This window comes from Marinobacterium halophilum (assembly GCF_003014615.1).
GTDB lineage: Bacteria > Pseudomonadota > Gammaproteobacteria > Pseudomonadales > Balneatricaceae > Marinobacterium > Marinobacterium halophilum.
In genome coordinates this window covers 41860-60631 of sequence record NZ_PYGI01000007.1, presented here as the reverse complement: position 1 = coordinate 60631, position 18772 = coordinate 41860, and the positions used below count along the sequence as shown (strand labels likewise).

The 18772-nt window shown below is 57.7% G+C and carries 23 protein-coding genes; 11 read left to right on the top strand and 12 right to left on the bottom strand.

Annotated elements, in window-relative coordinates; translation table 11 throughout:
* Positions 1-50 precede the first annotated feature (50 nt).
* The 3 genes from CLV44_RS06285 to CLV44_RS06275 are packed head-to-tail and all read left to right on the top strand — an operon-like array spanning position 51 to position 2347.
* Positions 51-962 (top strand): ketopantoate reductase family protein, encoded by a 912-nt coding sequence (locus CLV44_RS06285; protein ID WP_106591262.1) that lies wholly within the window; start codon positions 51-53, stop codon positions 960-962.
* Positions 963-964: 2 nt separating this feature from the next.
* Positions 965-1771 carry a polyphosphate kinase 2 gene (gene ppk2, locus CLV44_RS06280; protein WP_106591261.1) on the top strand — a complete coding sequence of 269 codons (807 nt, stop codon included), beginning with the start codon at positions 965-967 and terminating at the stop codon, positions 1769-1771.
* Between the two features lie 9 nt (positions 1772-1780).
* Positions 1781-2347 carry a cob(I)yrinic acid a,c-diamide adenosyltransferase gene (locus CLV44_RS06275; protein ID WP_106591260.1) on the top strand — a complete coding sequence of 189 codons (567 nt, stop codon included), beginning with the start codon at positions 1781-1783 and terminating at the stop codon, positions 2345-2347.
* On the opposite strand, the gene CLV44_RS06270 is transcribed toward CLV44_RS06275, so the two are convergent.
* Together CLV44_RS06270 and acuI are read right to left on the bottom strand one after the other, a co-directional pair.
* Positions 2344-3876, bottom strand: coding sequence for an HDOD domain-containing protein (locus CLV44_RS06270; protein ID WP_170069281.1), 1533 nt, complete (start codon positions 3874-3876; stop codon positions 2344-2346). The genes CLV44_RS06275 and CLV44_RS06270 overlap by 4 nt on opposite strands.
* A 138-nt stretch (positions 3877-4014) precedes the next feature.
* A complete protein-coding gene (gene acuI, locus CLV44_RS06265; RefSeq protein ID WP_106591258.1) occupies positions 4015-4992 on the bottom strand; it encodes an acrylyl-CoA reductase (NADPH) in 978 nt (325 codons plus the stop codon).
* A gap of 125 nt (positions 4993-5117) precedes the next feature.
* On the opposite strand from acuI, the gene CLV44_RS06260 reads away from it, so the two are divergent.
* On the top strand, positions 5118-5852 hold the full coding sequence (locus CLV44_RS06260; RefSeq protein ID WP_245912621.1) for a FadR/GntR family transcriptional regulator: 735 nt from the start codon (positions 5118-5120) through the stop codon (positions 5850-5852).
* Between the two features lie 145 nt (positions 5853-5997).
* Positions 5998-6546, top strand: a complete 549-nt coding sequence (locus CLV44_RS06255; protein ID WP_106591256.1) for a Z-ring associated ZapG family protein — start codon at positions 5998-6000, stop codon at positions 6544-6546.
* Between the two features lie 44 nt (positions 6547-6590).
* Here CLV44_RS06255 and CLV44_RS06250 read toward each other — a convergent pair whose 3' ends face one another.
* Positions 6591-7352, bottom strand: coding sequence for a Nif3-like dinuclear metal center hexameric protein (locus tag CLV44_RS06250; RefSeq protein WP_106591255.1), 762 nt, complete (start codon positions 7350-7352; stop codon positions 6591-6593).
* Between the two features lie 84 nt (positions 7353-7436).
* Between CLV44_RS06250 and CLV44_RS06245 the strand changes: the two genes are divergently transcribed.
* Entirely contained in the window at positions 7437-8588 is a 1152-nt protein-coding gene (locus CLV44_RS06245; protein WP_106591254.1) for a trypsin-like peptidase domain-containing protein, read from the top strand.
* A gap of 85 nt (positions 8589-8673) precedes the next feature.
* Here CLV44_RS06245 and hisD read toward each other — a convergent pair whose 3' ends face one another.
* The 9 genes from hisD to CLV44_RS06200 form a co-directional block, all read right to left on the bottom strand.
* Positions 8674-9978 (bottom strand): histidinol dehydrogenase, encoded by a 1305-nt coding sequence (hisD, locus tag CLV44_RS06240; RefSeq protein WP_106591253.1) that lies wholly within the window; start codon positions 9976-9978, stop codon positions 8674-8676.
* Positions 9975-10625 (bottom strand): ATP phosphoribosyltransferase, encoded by a 651-nt coding sequence (gene hisG / locus CLV44_RS06235; protein ID WP_106591252.1) that lies wholly within the window; start codon positions 10623-10625, stop codon positions 9975-9977. The genes hisD and hisG overlap by 4 nt, the downstream gene beginning before the upstream one ends.
* A 16-nt stretch (positions 10626-10641) precedes the next feature.
* Entirely contained in the window at positions 10642-11904 is a 1263-nt protein-coding gene (murA, locus tag CLV44_RS06230) for a UDP-N-acetylglucosamine 1-carboxyvinyltransferase (protein ID WP_106591251.1), read from the bottom strand.
* Between the two features lie 19 nt (positions 11905-11923).
* Entirely contained in the window at positions 11924-12163 is a 240-nt protein-coding gene (locus tag CLV44_RS06225; RefSeq protein ID WP_106591250.1) for a BolA family protein, read from the bottom strand.
* 93 nt (positions 12164-12256) lie between these two features.
* Positions 12257-12559: an STAS domain-containing protein gene (locus CLV44_RS06220; protein WP_106591249.1), complete on the bottom strand. Its 303-nt coding sequence runs from the start codon at positions 12557-12559 to the stop codon at positions 12257-12259.
* Positions 12534-13196, bottom strand: coding sequence for an MlaC/ttg2D family ABC transporter substrate-binding protein (locus CLV44_RS06215; RefSeq protein ID WP_245912620.1), 663 nt, complete (start codon positions 13194-13196; stop codon positions 12534-12536). The genes CLV44_RS06220 and CLV44_RS06215 overlap by 26 nt, the downstream gene beginning before the upstream one ends.
* Position 13197: 1 nt before the next feature.
* The gene (gene mlaD / locus CLV44_RS06210) at positions 13198-13656 is read right to left on the bottom strand and encodes an outer membrane lipid asymmetry maintenance protein MlaD (protein WP_106591248.1); all 459 of its coding nucleotides are present in this window, start codon (positions 13654-13656) and stop codon (positions 13198-13200) included.
* A gap of 2 nt (positions 13657-13658) precedes the next feature.
* A complete protein-coding gene (mlaE, locus tag CLV44_RS06205; RefSeq protein WP_106591247.1) occupies positions 13659-14441 on the bottom strand; it encodes a lipid asymmetry maintenance ABC transporter permease subunit MlaE in 783 nt (260 codons plus the stop codon).
* Between the two features lie 2 nt (positions 14442-14443).
* The gene (locus CLV44_RS06200) at positions 14444-15253 is read right to left on the bottom strand and encodes an ATP-binding cassette domain-containing protein (RefSeq protein ID WP_106591246.1); all 810 of its coding nucleotides are present in this window, start codon (positions 15251-15253) and stop codon (positions 14444-14446) included.
* 188 nt (positions 15254-15441) lie between these two features.
* Between CLV44_RS06200 and CLV44_RS06195 the strand changes: the two genes are divergently transcribed.
* Genes CLV44_RS06195 through lptB form a run of 5 tightly spaced genes read left to right on the top strand, consistent with a single transcriptional unit; the run spans position 15442 to position 18751 of the window.
* The gene (locus CLV44_RS06195) at positions 15442-16413 is read left to right on the top strand and encodes a KpsF/GutQ family sugar-phosphate isomerase (RefSeq protein ID WP_106591245.1); all 972 of its coding nucleotides are present in this window, start codon (positions 15442-15444) and stop codon (positions 16411-16413) included.
* Positions 16413-16958 carry a KdsC family phosphatase gene (locus CLV44_RS06190; RefSeq protein WP_106591244.1) on the top strand — a complete coding sequence of 182 codons (546 nt, stop codon included), beginning with the start codon at positions 16413-16415 and terminating at the stop codon, positions 16956-16958. Before CLV44_RS06195 ends, CLV44_RS06190 begins: the two co-directional genes overlap by 1 nt.
* Positions 16952-17515, top strand: coding sequence for an LPS export ABC transporter periplasmic protein LptC (gene lptC, locus CLV44_RS06185; protein WP_106591243.1), 564 nt, complete (start codon positions 16952-16954; stop codon positions 17513-17515). Before CLV44_RS06190 ends, lptC begins: the two co-directional genes overlap by 7 nt.
* The gene (gene lptA, locus CLV44_RS06180) at positions 17505-18014 is read left to right on the top strand and encodes a lipopolysaccharide transport periplasmic protein LptA (RefSeq protein WP_106591242.1); all 510 of its coding nucleotides are present in this window, start codon (positions 17505-17507) and stop codon (positions 18012-18014) included. The genes lptC and lptA overlap by 11 nt, the downstream gene beginning before the upstream one ends.
* The gene (lptB, locus tag CLV44_RS06175) at positions 18014-18751 is read left to right on the top strand and encodes an LPS export ABC transporter ATP-binding protein (protein ID WP_245912619.1); all 738 of its coding nucleotides are present in this window, start codon (positions 18014-18016) and stop codon (positions 18749-18751) included. Before lptA ends, lptB begins: the two co-directional genes overlap by 1 nt.
* The last annotated feature ends 21 nt before the right edge of the window (positions 18752-18772 follow it).

The window sequence follows — 18772 nt, the reverse complement described above, 5'->3', positions numbered from 1 at the left end:
ATTCCCTGTCGCAACAGGGCTAAGATCATCTATTTTGTAACGGAGCTTCCATGCATTGGCATATCCTCGGCGCGGGCGCCATTGGCTGCCTCTGGGCCGGTATCCTGTCCAGAGCCGGGCAGGATGTCACCCTGATTCTGCGTAACCGGCACACTCTTGACCAGTGGCCCACGCCCGGACGTCTCGACATCCTGCAGGCTGGTACCTGTCACTCCGTTGACTGCCACCTGGAAACACTGGCTGCCGACACCACCATCACCCACCTGCTGGTCGCCACCAAGGCCTATGATACCCTGAGCGCGATCGAAGCCATACAGCCTCGACTCAGCCCCGACGCAGAAGTCGTACTGCTGCAGAACGGCATGGGCCAACAGCAAGCCGTGCATGCGTATCTGCCGACGCACCCGCTCTGGGCGGCTACCACCACGGCAGGTGCCTGGCGTGAAGCCCGCCACCGCGTGCATTGTGTCAGCCTGGGCGACACTCATATCGGTGCCCTGAGTGCGGCCACATCATACCTGCCGGCCGGTTGGGCGGATATGGATATCCCGTTACAGCACTGTACCGATATTTATCCGCATCTCTGGCGCAAACTGGCGATCAACTGTGCCATCAATCCGCTGACCGCACTGTTCGACTGTCATAATGGCAAGCTGCTGACCCACCCCGAGCGCAAGCAGAAGATGTATGCTGCTTGCCATGAGGTTGAGCGGGTCGCAGCCGCCGCAGGCATCACCCTGTTCAGTACATCACTCACGGATCAGGCCACCACTGTCGCCACGGCCACCGCCGCAAACGTATCCTCCATGCTGGCCGATGTGCGTCACCAGCGCCGTACCGAAATTGAGCAAATTACCGGTTTTCTGTGCCAGCAAGCACAGGCACTGGGCATCGAGGTACCGGTCAACCGGTCCCTGTTGCAGCAGATACGGGCACTTGGCCCGAACGAAGGGGCCCATTGAACATGTCGGAACCACGCACCCAACCATATCCTTATGCCAAAAAGCTCAAACGAGATGTGTACGAAACCGACAAGCGCCTGCTGCAGATTGAACTGCTCAAGGTGCAGCGCTGGGTACGTGAAACCGGGCAGAAGATTCTGATCATTTTTGAAGGCCGTGATGCCGCTGGCAAGGGCGGCACCATCAAGCGGTTCATGGAACACCTGAATCCTCGTGGCGCACGGGTCATTGCGCTGGAAAAACCGACCGAGCGCGAACGCAGCCAGTGGTACTTCCAACGTTATATCAAGCACCTGCCTTCAGCCGGAGAAATCATCCTGTTCGACCGCTCCTGGTACAACCGGGCTGGAGTCGAACGCGTCATGGATTTCTGCACGCCCTCGGAATACCTCGAGTTCATGCGCGAAGCCCCTGAACTGGAGCGGATGTTTGTGCGTAGTGGTATTCGTGTATTCAAGCTGTGGTTCGAAGTCAGTCGTGAAGAACAGTTCCAGCGTTTCCAGTCCCGCCGGACCGATCCGCTGAAACACTGGAAACTGTCTCCGATCGATCTGGCATCGCTGGACAAATGGGATGCCTATACCGAAGCCAAGGAGTCGATGTTCTTTCATACCGATACCGCTGATGCGCCCTGGGCCATCATCAAGTCGGATGACAAGAAACGGGCACGACTCAATGCCATTCGCCATATCCTCAGCCAACTGCCCTACCCGGATGCGAACGAGACACTTGATCTGACCCCGGACCCACTGATCGTGGAGCCCGCGCATGTCAGCCTGAAACAGAAACGATCCCCATCATTTACCTGAGGAATCCACATGAGTAACCGCCTGACCCGCATCTATACCCGTGGCGGCGACAAGGGTACAACCGCGCTCGCCAACGGTAGCCGAGTGGCCAAATACCACCCGCGTATCGAAGCATTGGGAGATGTCGACGAGTTGAACTGCCTGCTGGGCTGTCTACAGACCGCGTTACCGAGCGATGACGCCATGAGCACTCTGCTGCAGCGCATCCAGAACGACCTGTTTGATCTGGGTGGCGAACTGGCGGTTGCGGACCCGAATTATACGGTGATCACCGCCGCGGTGGTGGAATGGCTGGAAACCGAACTGGATGCCCTCAATGAGCAGCTGCCGCCGCTGCAGGAATTCATCCTGCCCGGCGGTAGCCCTGCAGCGGCCCAGGCCCATCTGGCCCGCAGCGTTTGCCGTCGCGCCGAACGCCGGGCAGTGGTACTGGCCGAAGCGGAAAGCGTCAATCCACAGGCCGTGGTCTATCTGAACCGGCTGTCCGACCTGCTGTTTGTCTGTGCCCGTGTACTCAGCCGTCGCGATACCGGCACCGAAGTGCTATGGCAGCCGCGTCGTCCACAGCAGGATTAACGTCGGCTCTGCAACACTTCCAGGCCCAGCCGGGCCTGCATCAGGAACTGGTTGAAGACCTTGAACTCATGGTCTTCAATCAGATCACCCTTATCGGCATACATCAGCCCCAACACGCGGTCCTGAACGACCAGCGGTGCCATGATGAAGCCCTTGGGATCAACACTCTGCAGAAAATGTTCAGGCAATCGTTCACGCCAGCCCGGCTCTTCGGTATCCGGCACCAGCAGCGTCATGCGCTTTTCCATAATGCGGAAGAACAACAGCACATCCGGCATCTGTCGATGTAACTGGAAAAAGGCCTTAACCACTTCATGCCCGGTGCCAGCCGCAATTCGCGTCTTCAACTCCTGTCCATTAGCACCCAACTGACAAAAGGCCACTCGCTCCAGGGCACAGGCATCCACAATCGCAGCCACTGTTGCCTCCAGAATCTGGCTGGGACTGGTCGGGGCAATGATCAGTGCATTCATCGCCTGAAGATGATGCAGCTGTCGCTCCATCTGCCGAGTTTCCTCGGAGGGCTGCGTCTCGACCAACTCGCTGGGGGCTGGCACCTCACGATGACGTGCCTCACGCGAATGCACGTAATAGGCAAGCTTGCGGGTCATTTCGTCGAGATCAACATCATCACTCACATTGAGCCGAGGGCTGATAATGCGGTGGGACAGGCCATATTCATCGGCCAGATCACAGACCTGCCGAAACGCCTCCCCCAGATGCTGATCCAGATTTTCCACCGGCTGACGAGTGATCTCCGCCAAGCCCGACATCAACACCGAGAAGTCCAGCTCGCCCGCCGTGTCGCGACTGTAAACCAGCTCCAACAGGTCGTGACAACTCACCGCCAGCTGGTGGTTAAGACGGCCATTGCCGCGTTGCTGTTCCGCCGTCAACGGGTCCATCGCCTGCACCACACGCTTGGGGAAACCCCAGCTCTGAGCCAGATCCTGACCGATATCACTGAAATGCCCGCCCAGCTGCTGTAACTGAATGCGCGGCCAGTTATCACGCGCCCGCTGCCGGGCACGCAACATCTCGGCATATACGTCAGGCAGGGTAAAAGCCACAATGATTTCGCCAAGGCCATAAAGCAGGCCGCAGATATAGGTTTCCTCAATATCCAGCGCACCGGCGGCGGCAGCCATTTCACGAGCCAGAGAAGCATTCAGGAACGCACTGATCAGCAGCTGTTCGATACCGGAGTCCGGCTGTTCGTCACGGAAACTTTCAATAAGCTTCAGCGTGACACACAGGTTCTGAATCCGCTCGAAGCCGATCAGTACCACGGCACGGGATACCGCACTGATCTGACCACCACTGCGGTTATAGGTGGGTGTATTGGCAATCTTCAGCAGTCGAGCCGACAGGTTGGCATCTTTCATCACCGCCATCGCCAGCGCCATGGCATCACTTTGCCGTGAACTGCTGACTTGGCGGATACGGTTGATCGTCGCACTGAAGACCGGCAGATCGCCCAGCCGGTCAAGCCGCGCATAGATCGCATTCAAGGTGTCCTGATACTTCAAATTCAGCCTGTCCCACAACAGGATGACCGGGGGGCTACCGTCATCATTTATTGATTCAAACCCGCGCACGGGTACCGATTCAGCAGATGCTGTTGCTGATCAGCGGCAGTATATCAAAGTTGAGGGACAGACATATGCCTAGAGCGCGACCAGTGTACGCCCGCGTACTTCACCCCGCAGAATGCGAGCTGCATATTCAGGCAGCTGTTCCAGACTGATCTCCGCTTCCACTGCCTGCAGCTGCTCGCGGGGCAGATCCTGCTGCAAACGCTCCCAGGCACGAATACGCTGAGTGGTCGGACACATCACCGAATCCACCCCCTGCAAGCGTACATTGCGCAGGATAAACGGCATCACTGTGGTCGGCAATTTCACCCCACCGGCCAATCCACAGGCCGCGACCACGCCACCGTAGCGCGTCTCTGCCAGTGCCCGCGCCAGAACCTGATCACCGACGGTATCGATCACCCCGGCCCACAGCTGTTTTTCCAACGGCCGTGACGGTGCCGCCATTTCGTCGCGCAAGCGGATACTGTCCGCACCCAGACGCTTGAGATACTCCTCGCCTTCCGGACGCCCGGTGCCCGCCACAACCTCATATCCCAGCTGGGCCAGCAGTGCGATCGCCACGCTACCGACACCGCCGGATGCACCAGTGACCAGAATGGGACCTGACGTCGGTGTTACTCCACCGTCTTCAAGCGCCATGACGCACAGCATTGCGGTAAGGCCTGCCGTGCCAATCACCATCGCTTCACGCGGGCTCAACCCGGACGGCAACGGCACCAGCCAGTCAGGGTTCAAATTGGCACGCTCGGCGAAACCGCCCCAATAGCGTTCACCCACCCCCCAGCCAGTCAGCACGACTGCCTGTCCCGGCTGAAAACGATCATCCTCGGAATGGATCACGGTGCCCGCCAAATCAATCCCCGGTACCATCGGAAACTGGTTGATGATCTTGCCGGCACCGGTAATCGCCAGGCCATCCTTGTAGTTCAATGACGAGTACTCAACTGCCACCTGAACCTTTTCGTTGGGCAAACTGGACTCATCCAGCATACGTACTTCTGCCCGGGTTGCGCCGTCTTCCTGCTCCAGTACCAATGCCTTGAACATAGTAACCTCTATTTGTCTTACAAATGTGTATTAACGTTTTAATCCGCTGGAATCTATTTGTCAAACAAATTAACTTAATGCTGGAAAGTGTGGCAAAATGGCCCTATCCATCACGGGAGTATAGTGTGAAATCGAGTGTTGAGTTTGCGCCGCTGCGCAAGAAAAGCCTGTCACAACAGATCGCCGAGCGAATTCACGAATCCATTCGCACCGGGGAACTGCAAGCCGATGATCGTTTACCGACTGAAGGCGAGCTTGCTGAGCGCTTTCAGGTTTCCAGACCCACCGTGCGCGAAGCACTCAAACGCCTGGCTGCACAGAACCTGATCCACTCCCGACGCGGGCCGACCGGTGGTACCTTTGTCGCCCGCCCACAGTTGAGCGACGTCAGTGAACAACTGACCAGCCTGTCGACCTTGCTGGTCGGCATGGGTACATTCAGTTCAGCCGATATCATCGAAGCACGCAGTGCACTGGAGCAGCTCTGCTGCCGACTCGCCGCAGCTAAAATGACAACAGATGGGCACCAGGCCATGGTCGCCGCACTGGAGCGCCAGGAAGATGATACCAGCAGTGCCGAAGCCTTCTGTGCCGCCGATGTGGACTTCCACCGTGCGCTGGCCGATGCGACCGGTAACCCTTTGATCCAGTTGATCATGCACCTGGTGATCGAAGCATTGCAGCCCGTCAGCAACATGGTTACTGTCCGCTACCGTGATCGCACCACCGTCATTGCCGAACACAGGCAGCTGCTGGCGTACCTGAGCAGTGGTCACAGCACAGAAGCCTGTGCACTGGTACATCAACAGGCACTTAGATTGGGGCAGCAAATGGAACAGGCGCGCCAGGACCGACGCTGAAGTCGCAACAAAATTCAGCACGCAAGTCGACCAATCGATAATAGACTGCAGGTAGTGGCAGGGAATAATACCCGACCGCATGGGTTTCAAAGCCGCTTTGCTTTAATATGACCCGTGAACAGATTTTGTGACCGAGGACTGATGCGTGGAACAAACGAATATCTGGGTAGTAACCCTTGTCGCTCTTGGGATTGGTGCTCTGATCGGCTTTTTGCTTGGACGTGCCGGCGGCAGCTCCAGCCGTGAACAGACGCTGGTAGATGAACTGGACAGCGCCCGCGCTGAGCTGGAACAATACAAACGCCAAGTGGGTACCCATTTTGAGACCACGGCCGAGTTGGTGAACGGCCTGAGTGAACAATACCGCAAGGTCCACCAGCATCTGGCCAACAGCGCCGAAAGCCTGTGCCCGGGGCTGCCAGCGTCTGCCGCTCTCCAGCACGAACTGGAACCGGCTCAGAACGCCGCCATTCCAACTGTAACCGATGCACTGGACAACAACGACCAGGAAGAGCTGCCCGAACCGCCGCGTGACTATGCGCCCAAGAAAGCGGATGAAGCCGGTACTCTGTCGGAAGAATACGGCCTGAAACACGGTGACAAGGAAGAAGGCGTGACGCCACCGGTGGTAAACGACCCCACCGCCTATGGCGATGATGAACCGACCGAAACACGCCGCGCCGAAAAAGCCTGAGCCTTCAGCATGCCGGACGGGAGACCAACCCGTCCGGCACCCGTTCATACCGGATTATCGATGTCGATAAACCGATGTTCCAATTCAAACGCCTGCGCCAGATGCTCACCCAGAGCCTGCACACCATAACGCTCGGTGGCGTGATGACCGGCACCGCAATAGTGAATACCCGCTTCGCGGGCAACATGCACCACCGGTTCTGAAATTTCACCACTGAGATACAGATCTGCCTGCTGTAGCAACGCCAGATCAATCATGCGTTCGGCCGCCCCGGTACACAATGCAACCCGCTTCACCCTATGCTCCCCACCGGTAATCAACTGCGGCACTCGACCCAAGACCTGTTCGACTCTCTGCCCGAATTCCGCCACCGTTAACGGCTGCTCCAGTTCACCCATATTGCCGATCGCTGGATCCTGTCCCGACTCCAGCGGGCCTTGCAGCGTAATGCCCAAACGACGTGCCAGTTGGGCGTTATTGCCCAACTCTGGATGCGCATCCAACGGCAGATGATAGGCCACCAGATTGATATCGGCAGTCAGCAGCGTCTGCAGACGCTTGCGCTTGATCCCGGTAACCGGCGCTGGCTCCCCCTTCCAGAAATAACCGTGGTGCACCAGCACCAGATCGGCTTGCCAGGCCAGAGCCTCATCCAGCAACGCCTGACAAGCCGTGACACCGCTGACCACTCGCTTGACCTCACGACGCCCCTCGACCTGCAACCCATTCGGACAGTAGTCGCGAAAGCGTTCCACCTGCAGTAGCTGATCACAATAGTGGACCAATTGATCAATTGACGTGGCCATGTACTCTCCCATCGTTGTTCAAAATAAGTCTGGAACCGTATAATGATACGCATACTGAAATGATTTACAGGTGCAAGCAAGTCGATGCGTAAAGTCTCCTACCTGATCTGGCCTGTTGTAACCGGCATTTTGGCCGCGTTACTCATTGTTCAGTTTTACCCACAACTGATCGCTCCGCCGGTCACCACCGTTGAAATTCGCGAAGCGGCAGCTGTCACTCCGGCACCGGTCAGCAGCAACGCAACGGGCGTGGTCTCTTATGCCGATGCGGTAGACCGTGCAGCGCCCGCCGTGGTCAACATCTACACGCGCACACTGGTTCGCCAACCCGCAAACCCGCTGCTCAATGACCCCCTGTTTCGCAACTATTTCAATGCCGAAAAATTGCCGCAACGGGAGCGGATCGAGTCTAGCCTGGGCTCCGGCGTGATCCTCAATGAACAGGGCTATGTGGTCACCAACAACCATGTCATCAGCGGTGCCGACAGCATTGTGGTGGCACTGCGCGATGGCCGCGAAGCCCAAGCCGAGGTCGTTGGACTTGACCCGGAAACGGATCTGGCAGTGCTGAAAATCGAGCTGGATGAACTGCCCAGTATTACCCTGGCCAGCGACGAGCTGAGAATCGGTGATGTTGCTCTGGCCATCGGCAACCCGTTCGGTGTCGGCCAGACGGTTACCATGGGCATCATCAGCGCGACCGGGCGTAACCGTCTGGGGTTGAGTACCTACGAGGACTTTATCCAGACCGATGCGGCCATCAATCCCGGCAACTCCGGCGGTGCCTTGATCAATGCCCACGGCAACCTGATCGGCATCAACACCGCCATCTTTTCCAAATCCGGTGGCTCACAGGGAATCGGGTTTGCCATTCCATCAACATTGGCACGTCAGGTCATGCAGGACCTGATCTCCCATGGCCGCGTCATTCGTGGCTGGCTGGGCATCGAAATTCAGGAACTGACACCGCGCCTCGCCGAGTCCTTCAGTGTCGGTGATCGCACTGGGCTGATCATCGCCGGCATTTTCCGTAACGGACCCGCCCACCAGGCCGGACTGCAACCGGGTGACGTGCTGCTGCAGATCGGCGGTGAACCGGTCAGCAACAGTTACGATGCCATGACCCGTATTGCACAGTTCAAACCCGGCGCCAGTATCGAGCTGGGCATTCTACGTAATGGCCACGAGATGAGTCTGGCAGCCAGCATTGGCGAACGCCCGCAGAGCCGAAACTGAATCAGCAGGCTGGATAGGCCCAATACACAAAAAGCTCCCAAGGGAGCTTTTTGTGTATCTGCACGTGTGGATAACCTGAACGCTATCAATCCTTGATACGGTACTCGGCAGAACGCGCATGCGCCGTCAGGCTTTCGCCCCGTGCCAGTACAGAGGCTACTTTACCCATCTCCGACGCGCCATCCGCAGAGAACATGATCAGCGAAGAGCGTTTCTGGAAGTCATAGACACCCAGTGGTGAGGAGAAGCGCGCAGTACCGGATGTTGGCAGCACATGGTTGGGGCCGGCGCAGTAGTCGCCCAGTGCTTCGGCGGTATAACGCCCCATGAAGATCGCACCGGCATGGTGAATCTGCGGCAACATGGCCTCAGGATCCGCCACGGACAGTTCCAGATGCTCAGGTGCAATACGGTTACTCAAGGCCGTGCCTTGTTCCATATCGGCCACTTTGATCAATGCCGCACGGTTCTGTAATGAAATCTCGATGATCTCACGGCGCTCCATGGTCGGCAGCAGCTTGTTGATGCTGGCCTCCACCTGATCGATGTAGTCTGCATCCGGACACAGCAGGATCGACTGGGCATCTTCGTCATGCTCGGCCTGGGAAAACAGGTCCATCGCTACCCAGTCGGGATCGGTCAGGCCATCACACAGCACCAGAATTTCAGAGGGCCCGGCGATCATGTCGATACCCACCGTGCCAAATACGGCACGCTTGGCGGTAGCTACAAAGATATTGCCCGGACCGACAATTTTATCGACCCGCGGTACGGTCTGCGTACCATAGGCCAAGGCAGCCACGGCCTGGGCACCGCCCAAGGTGAATACGCGGTCAACACCCGCCAGTGCGGCGGCGGCCAGCACCAGCTCGTTGAGCACGCCTTCAGGTGTCGGCACGACCATGATGATCTCTTTCACTCCAGCCACATGGGCCGGCAGTGCGTTCATCAGTACGGAAGACGGGTAAGCGGCCTTGCCACCGGGGACATAGATGCCAACCCGATCCATCGGCGTAATCTGCTGCCCCAGCATGGTGCCATCGGCTTCGGTGTACTGCCAGGATTCGCCCTTCTGGCGTTCATGGTAAGCACGTACACGTTCAGCCGCTTTCTCCAATGCTGCACGCTGATCAGCCGGCAGGCCGTTCAGTGCCTGCTGCAGTCGCGCCTGTCCCAACTCCAGATCCTGCATGCTGCTGGCCGATGTACGGTCAAAACGGTTGGTGTATTCCACCAGCGCCGTATCACCTTCGGCACGCACCCGTGCAATGACCTCGTTGACGATCTCGTTGACCTTGCCGTCGGAGACGCTTTCCCAGGCCAGCAATGCTTCCAGTTGCTGATCGAAATCCGCTTGCGCCGTATCCAGACGTCGAATGGAGATACTCATTCGCCTCCCTCCCGACGCCGGTCGATCGCCAGCTGCAACTGGTCCAGAATAGGCTGAATCAGGGCATGTTTCATTTTCATCGATGGCTGTCCAACAACCAGACGCGAGCTGATATCAGCAATGTGCTGCATCGGCTCCAGACCATTGGCACGCAGAGTATTACCGGTATCAACGATATCAACAATACGGTCGGCCAGCCCCATGATCGGTGCCAGTTCCATCGCACCGTAGAGCTTGATGATGTCCACCTGGCGTCCCTGACGGGCGAAATATTCACGGGTCAGGTTAACGAACTTGGTGGCCACCTTCATTCGGCCTTCCACCGGTGCCGCATCTTTCATGCCCGCAACCATCAACCGGCATGCCGCAATTTCCAGATCCAGAGGCTCGTAGAGGCCGGCGCCGCCATGCTCCATTAGCACATCCTTGCCCGCCACGCCCATGTCGGCACCGCCATACTCGACGTAGGTCGGCACGTCGGTGGCACGGATCACCACCAACTTGATATGGTCATGATTGGTATCGAATATCAGTTTACGACTGCTGAAAATATCTTCAGCGGGTACGATATCCGCCGCTGCCAGTAACGGCAGCGTCTCTTTCAGGATGCGCCCTTTCGACAGGGCAATGGTCAGCTGTGGTTTCATTGGCCTCTTCGCTCACTCAGCCGGGTACACGACGAATACGTGCACCCAGTAGCTGCAGTTTCTCTTCGATACATTCATAACCACGGTCAATGTGGTAGATGCGGTTGATCTCGGTCTCGCCTTTGGCGACCAATGCCGCGATCACCAGACTGGCCGATGCACGCAGGTCGGTTGCCATCACGGGCGCGCCCTGTAGCGTACTCACACCTTCAATGATGGCCGTGTTGCCTTCAATAGAGATGTTTGCACCCATTCGGATCATTTCCTGAATGTGCATGAAACGATTTTCGAATACGGTTTCGCGAATTTTACCGACGCCGATTGCCACTGCATTCAGCGCAGCAAACTGCGCCTGCATGTCAGTCGGGAAAGCCGGATAGGGAGCCGTGGTCACGCTGACGGCCCTGGGACGCTGACCATGCATGTCCAGACTGATCCAATCTTCACCGGTTTCGATCTCGGCACCGGCTTCCTTCAGTTTCAGCAGTACCGCATCCAGTGTGTCAGGACGGGTGTGCTTGCACTTGATCCGACCACCGGTCGCTGCGGCAGCAACCAAATAGGTACCTGTCTCGATACGGTCAGGCAGTACGGAATAACGGCACCCCTTCAGTGACTCGACACCGTGGATGGTGATGGTATCGGTGCCCGCACCCCGAACGTCCGCGCCCATGGCGTTCAGGCAGTTGGCCAGATCGACGATCTCCGGTTCCCGTGCAGCATTCTCAAGAACGCTGGTGCCGTCGGCCAGTGCCGCAGCCATCATGATGTTCTCGGTGCCGGTCACGGTGACTACGTCAAAGAATACGCGAGCCCCCTTCAAACGGCCGTTGCTGGTGGCACGGATATAACCGCCTTCCACCTGGATATCGGCACCCATCGCTTCGAGGCCACGGATATGCAGGTCAACCGGACGACTGCCGATGGCACAGCCACCCGGCAGCGAGACTTCCGCACGCCCGAAGTGCGCCAACAACGGACCCAGTACCAGAATCGACGCGCGCATGGTCTTAACCAGTTCATACGGCGCGCACAGATCGGTGATGGTGCTGGCATTGATCTCGACACTGAGCTTCTCATCTACCACCAGATCCACACCCATGCGGCGCAGCAGCTCCAGCATGGTGGTGATATCGTGCAGATGCGGCAGGTTACAGATGGTAACAGGCTCATCGGCCAGCAGTGTGGCAGCCAGGATCGGCAGTGCCGAGTTTTTGGCACCAGAGATACGGACGTCACCGTTCAGGCAGGCGCCACCTTCAATAATCAGTTTATCCATCAGGGTTTCCTGTGTGGCATCAGCTCAGAGCGGACCACTGTTCCGGGGTATAGGTTTTGATCGTAACGGCATGAATCGCACCACTGGCGATCTGGTCACTCAGGCAGGCGTATACCAGCTGCTGTTTTTTCACCGGGGTCAAGCCGGCAAACACATCCCCCACGACGGTGACCTTGAAGTCACACCCTTCGCCTTCGGTATGTGCGGTACAGCCTTCAAGCTGCTGTTCCAGAATCTGTTTGACGTCTTCAGCCTGCATGCGGTGCTCCCGTACCTAACGTGTGCTCTGTAATAACGCGGAATGATACCGAAAAGGGGCGCAAAAGGCGATCACGCCCCCTGTATACGACCGTCAATCCAACTGGTCGCCCAGGCCAACCAATACGGCAATGGCCCGAAAATCAGCAGAAATTCCGCTCAGCTTAAGCTGTTGTTTGCGCTGACTGGCATGTCGCTGACACACCAGCCAGAGTGATAACGCCGAACTGTCGACCCGCGTCACGCCAGCAAGATCCAGCGTGCAGGCATCGCCGGCGGCTTCCAGCTGATTCAGCAGTGGCGTACGTACCTGCAGGACGGAAGCAAATGTCAGCTCACCACTGAGCTGGACCTGGCCCGCCGCAGGTGCTTCAACCTTCGCTGCTGTCGTCTTCATTACCGGTTTTCTCCAGTTTGACGTCCTGCATTTTAACGGCCCAGGCTTCAATGGTTTTGCCAATGGTGCGGTTCTGCTGGTAGAGGTCCGCAAACTGATTACGGAAGGTAATGCGCAGATTGATGCCATCCACCAGCACGTTTACCAGCGTCCAGCGTCCGTCTTGCTTGAGCATGTAATACACCAGCGTATACACCTCACCGTTGGCCGCGCTCAGATCGACGTTAACCACCTGCTTGTCCGGCTCCGGACTGGTCCCGTTCGGTTTCTGAATCTGGTATTGCTGCAACTCAAAGCCCGCAACCGATTTGGCATAGGTACGCAGCAACGTGGTTTTGAACACGTCGGCAAAGCGTGCCTGCTCTTCAGGCGAAGCACGGCGATGATATTTGCCCATGACCCGCTTGGCGATATAGGGGAAATCAACCACTGGCGAAATGATGGTCTCGATTTCCTGCATAAGCTGCTCGGTATTTTCCTCACGAGTCAACTCGTCACGCTCCATCAATGCCAGCATATCGCGAGTCGCTGTATCCACAACTTCGCTGGCCTCCTGCCAGTTGGCTTCAGCCACCGCTGGATTGATCCACAGGGCCACTGCCATCAGCAGCGCCGTCATCCACTGTTTCAACATCATGTCATTCACTCACCTTGTTGAACAAAAACTTGCCGATCAGTTCTTCCAGAACCAGCGCCGACTGGGTATCACGAATGTAGTCGCCACTCCCCAGAATTTCATCTTCGGCACCCGGCACCAGACCGATATACTGCTCACCCAGCAGGCCAGCCGTCAGAATGCTGGCCGAGCTATCCGTGGTCAAGTAGTCGACATCATTGAAGATTTCCATTTCGACTTCGGCCATCAGCATATCCCGGTCGATTCGGATTGCCGTGACCTGACCAATCTGCACGCCGGACATTGCCACCTTGGCGCGCGGCGTCAAGCCGCCGATATTGTCAAAGCGGGCATATACCTTGTAGCCCCCGGTCTGTTCGGACAGATTCAGGCCACTGACATTCAGCACCAGCACCACCAGCGCCAGAATACCCGCCAACATGAAAGCACCGACACCGATTTCAACGGTTCGCATACGCATTTTTACAATTCTCCAAACATCAATGCTGTCAGGATAAAGTCCAGACCGAGGACTGCCAGTGATGAATACACCACAGTACGCGTCGTTGCCTGACTGATTCCTTCAGAAGTCGGGATACAATCATACCCCTCAAATACGGCAATCCAGGTTACTACCACCCCGAAACACACCGCCTTGATGATGCCGTTAAGCACGTCATCATAAAAATCTACTGACTGCTGCATGTTGGCCCAGAACGAACCTTCATAAATGCCCAGCCAGTCTACTGCCACCAATGAACCACCCCAGATGCCGACTACGGCAAAGATGATTGCCAGAATCGGCATGCAGATGAAGCCTGCCCACAGGCGAGGTGCCACAATACGGCGCAGCGGGTCGACCCCGATCATTTCCAGACTGGCCAGCTGCTCAGTGGCCTTCATCAGGCCGATTTCAGCTGTCAACGCAGAACCGGCCCGACCGGCAAACAGCAAGGCGGCCACCACCGGTGCCAACTCGCGCACCAGGCTGAGCGCCACCATCTGCCCCACCGCCTGCTCCGAGCCGTAGTCGACCAGAATGGTATAGCCCTGCAGCCCCAAAACCATGCCGATGAAGCCACCGGAGACCACAATGATGACCAGCGACAACACGCCAACGAAGTAGATCTGTTTCAGCACCAGCGGCAACATGACCAGCGGCTGCGGTGCCGCCACCAACGATTGCACCAGCACCTGCCCGGCACGCCCTATCGCGGCCAGGCGCGACAGGGTTTTATGACCCAGTCGCTGTAAGAGTTCCAGCATGATCAGAGTTCCTGTAGCAGATCCTGATAATAATCAGGCGCTTTGAAGTGAAACGGCACCGGGCCGTCCGGCAACCCTTGCATGAACTGGCGCACTTGTTCGGAATCGACATCGGCCAGCTCTTCCGGCGTGCCCTGGGCGATCACCTTGGCATCAGAGAGCAGATAGATATAGTCGGCAATGCCCAGCGTTTCCTTGATGTCATGCGAGACAATAATACTGGTATGCCCCAGCGCCTGGTTCAAACGCCGAATCAGATTGACCAGCACCCCCATGGCTATCGGGTCTTGGCCGGTAAAGGGTTCGTCATACATGACAATGTCAGGATCCAGCGCAATCGCGCGCGCCAGTGCCACCCGCCGCGCCATGCCACCGGAAAGCTCGCTAGGCATCAGCTCGCGCGCACCGCGCAAGCCCACCGCCTGAAGCTTCATCAGTACCACATCACGGATCATGTCATCAGGCAGTTCGGTATGTACCCGCAAGGGGAAAGCGACGTTTTCAAAAACGGTCATGTCGGTAAACAGAGCACCGCTCTGAAACAACATGCCCATGCGCTCACGCACCTCAAAGAGTTCTCGCCGCCCGAGTGACGGGATATTGTCACCGTCCAGCAGGATTTTACCGCCTTCCGGGCGCAATTGGCCGCCGATCAATTTTAACAGCGTGGTTTTGCCCGTACCCGAAGGCCCCATGATTGCCGTGATTTTGCCACGTGGAATCTGAATATCCACGGCATCAAAGATTGCCCGCTCACCACGGGAGAAGCTCAACCCCTGAACATCGATAATGCTATCGTCTGCAGGCTTCATTGACCCGGAAAACTCCTGCTTCCATTCACCAAGCCGGCACAGAGTCGGCCGGCAGAAATTTGACAGCGCAATATACCATTGTCACCCGCAAACGTGAATCCAAACGCCGGCGCACCGATTTCATTCTTCACGCCGGTCTGAGGTAGAATGGCGTTTTGTAACCGATCGCGTAAGACAGGCATCGCTTCATGACCGCTACTGACTATTTGAAATCCGGTCGCCAGACCATCCAGCTTGAACTCGAAGCTGTCCAGGAGCTCCTCAATCACCTGGACCAGACCTTCAGCCAGGCTTGCGACCTGCTGTTCAATTGCCGGGGGCGGGTTATCGTCACCGGCATGGGCAAGTCCGGTCATATCGGCAACAAGATTGCCGCGACCCTGGCCAGCACTGGTACCCCGGCCTTCTTTGTTCACCCGGGCGAGGCCAGCCATGGTGATCTGGGCATGTTTACCGGTAATGACGTGGTGCTCGCACTGTCCAATTCCGGCGAAACCGCCGAAGTCATTACCATTCTGCCATTGATCAAACGCATGGGTGCCCCGCTGATCAGCATGACCGCCAACGCGGCATCAACCCTGGCGCGCACGGCAGATGTCAGCCTGCATATTCCGGTTGACCGCGAAGCCTGCCCGCTGGGACTCGCACCCACGTCCAGCACCACCTCGCAGCTGGTACTGGGCGACGCCCTTGCCATCGCCCTGCTGGAAGCACGCGGTTTCAGCAGTGAAGACTTTGCCTTTTCCCATCCCGGTGGCAGCCTCGGACGTCGTTTGCTGCTCAAGGTCGACGACATCATGCATACCGGCGACGACATCCCATTGGTCCAGGCCGATACTCCGGTACGTGAAGCATTGATGGAAGTGACTCGCAAACACCTGGGCATGACCGCCGTCACCGACAGTAACCAGCGCCTGCTGGGCATCTTCACCGACGGCGACCTGCGCCGCACCCTCGACCAGGGTGTCGACCTGGCCACGACCCTGATCAAGGATGTCATGACCGCCGATGCCACCCGGATTCAGCCCGGCATTCTCGCGGCAGAAGCCCTGAGCCTGATGCAGGAACGCAAGATCAACGCCCTGCTGGTAGTGGATGCACAGGACCGCCCGGTCGGTGCCCTCAATATGCATGACATGCTCAAAGCGGGAGTTATCTAATGCACCTGGACAGCCTTTCACCCCAGCTGAGAGACGCCCTCTCCGGTATCCGTCTGGCCGTATTCGATGTCGACGGCATCCTGACCGATGGTCGCCTGAACTTCCTGGCAGATGGCCGCGAAGTCAAAAGCTTCCACACCCTGGACGGGCTCGGTATCAAGCTATTGCAGCGCTGCGGCATCGAAACCGCAATCATTACCGGACGCCGCTCACCTCAGGTCGAGCACCGTGCCGAAGCACTGGGCATCACCTACCTGCGCCAGGGGCGTGAAGACAAGCTGGTCGCCCTCAACGAACTCTGGGCACACAGCGATCATTCAGCGGCCGACACCGCCTATATCGGCGACGACCTGCCCGATCTGTCCGCAATTCGCGCCTGTGCGTTCGGCGCCTGCGTACCCAACGGCCACCCGCTGGTGCGCAAAGACGCCAACTGGACCAGCACTGCGGCCGGTGGCAAGGGTGCCGCACGTGAGTTCTGCGAACTGATTCTGGCCGCCCAGAACAAACTGGACGCCATCTATGCGGAGTACCGCGGATGCTGAACCAGCGTCAGCGCCTGCTGGTTGCTGCCGTACTGCTGGCGGCCCCTTTGCTTTGGTTGGGGTTGAAAACCGGTGAAGAACCGTTAATCTCCGTGACCGGCGATGACGTTGAACAGGTCGATTTCTTCATCCGTCAGGCAGAAATTACCCGCTGGCAAGAGGATGGGACTACCGGGCAAGTGCTCACCACACCGCTGATGCAGCACTACCCGGAACAGGCCGCCATGCAACTGGACACCCCGGTCACGCGTATTCCACGCCAGCCCGGCGGGCACTACCAGCTGCAAGCCGATAGCGGCACACTGCCCGATTCGCAGGAACAGATTCTGCTGACCGGCAATGTACAACTGCATGATACACCCGCTGCCGGACTGCCGGCACGGATGACCACCGACCATCTGACGCTGTATCCACCCCGTGAGTTTGCCCATACCGATGCCTTGGTAAGGGTACAGCGCGGTGACGATATGACCTCAGCAGTCGGCATGGATATATTTTTCGATCAACAACGGATAGAGCTGCTTTCGAACGTCAAGGGTGAATATCATGCGCAATAAACTTCAACCACTGCTACTGGCCACCCTGCTGACGTTGCCGTTCGCGGCACACGCACTGCCCGAAGACCAGCAACAGCCGATCCATATCAGCGCCGACCGTGCCAGCATGAATGAACGTACCGGCGTAACCGTGTACAGCGGACGGGTTGAAATCGTACAGGGCACCATGGTTATTCGCGGCCAGCGAGTCGAGCTGCATCGCACCGCTGCCGGCAACGTTGAACGCATCATCTCGACCGGCAAACCCGCCGAGTTCCAGCAACAGCCACGCAAGGATCAGGCATTGACCAAGGCCTACGGCGAGCGGATGGATTATCACGTCACCCAGCAGGAAGTGACCATTACCGAGTCGGCACGGGTTGACCAGGGTCAGGACAGTTTTACCGGCGAGCGCATCATTTACAACATGGAAAAAGCCATCGTCAACGCCTTCGGCAGCGACACCGATGCCGGACAACGCGTACAAATGGTGATTCAGCCGAAAAGCGGAGGCAACTGATGCCAGCGCCGATAAAACAGCTGCAAGCACTGAACCTGGCCAAAAGCTACAAGGGACGTCAGGTCGTGCGTGATGTCTCACTGCAGATGAACAGCGGCCAGATCATCGGCCTGCTCGGCCCCAACGGAGCTGGCAAGACCACCTGCTTCTACATGATTGTGGGACTGGTGAACGCAGACCGGGGCCAGATCCGCATCGACGATGACGATGTGACTCGCCTGCCCATGCACGAGCGCGCGCGTCGCGGCATCGGCTACCTGCCCCAGGAAGCTTCAGTGTTCCGCAAACTCAGCGTGCGTGACAACCTGCTCGCCATTCTGGAAACGCGCAAGGAGCTGTCCGCCGCACAGCGCTCCACGCTGCTTGAGCAGCTGCTGGAAGAGTTTCATATTACCCACTTGCGTGACAGCCTCGGCATGGCACTGTCAGGCGGTGAGCGACGCCGGGTTGAAATTGCCCGCGCCCTGGCTACCGAACCGGATTTCATTCTGCTGGACGAACCCTTCGCCGGTGTCGACCCGATCTCCGTCAGTGATATCAAACAGACCATACGCCACCTGCAGTCGCGCAATATCGGCATCCTGATCACCGACCATAATGTCCGTGAGACCCTTGATATCTGTGAGCAGGCCTATATCGTCAGTGAAGGCGGCATCCTCGCCCAGGGCAATCCACAGGATATACTGAACAACGAACAGGTACGCAGGGCCTATCTTGGAGAGCAGTTCTCGCTCTGAACCGCGCCAGCCATGCCATCC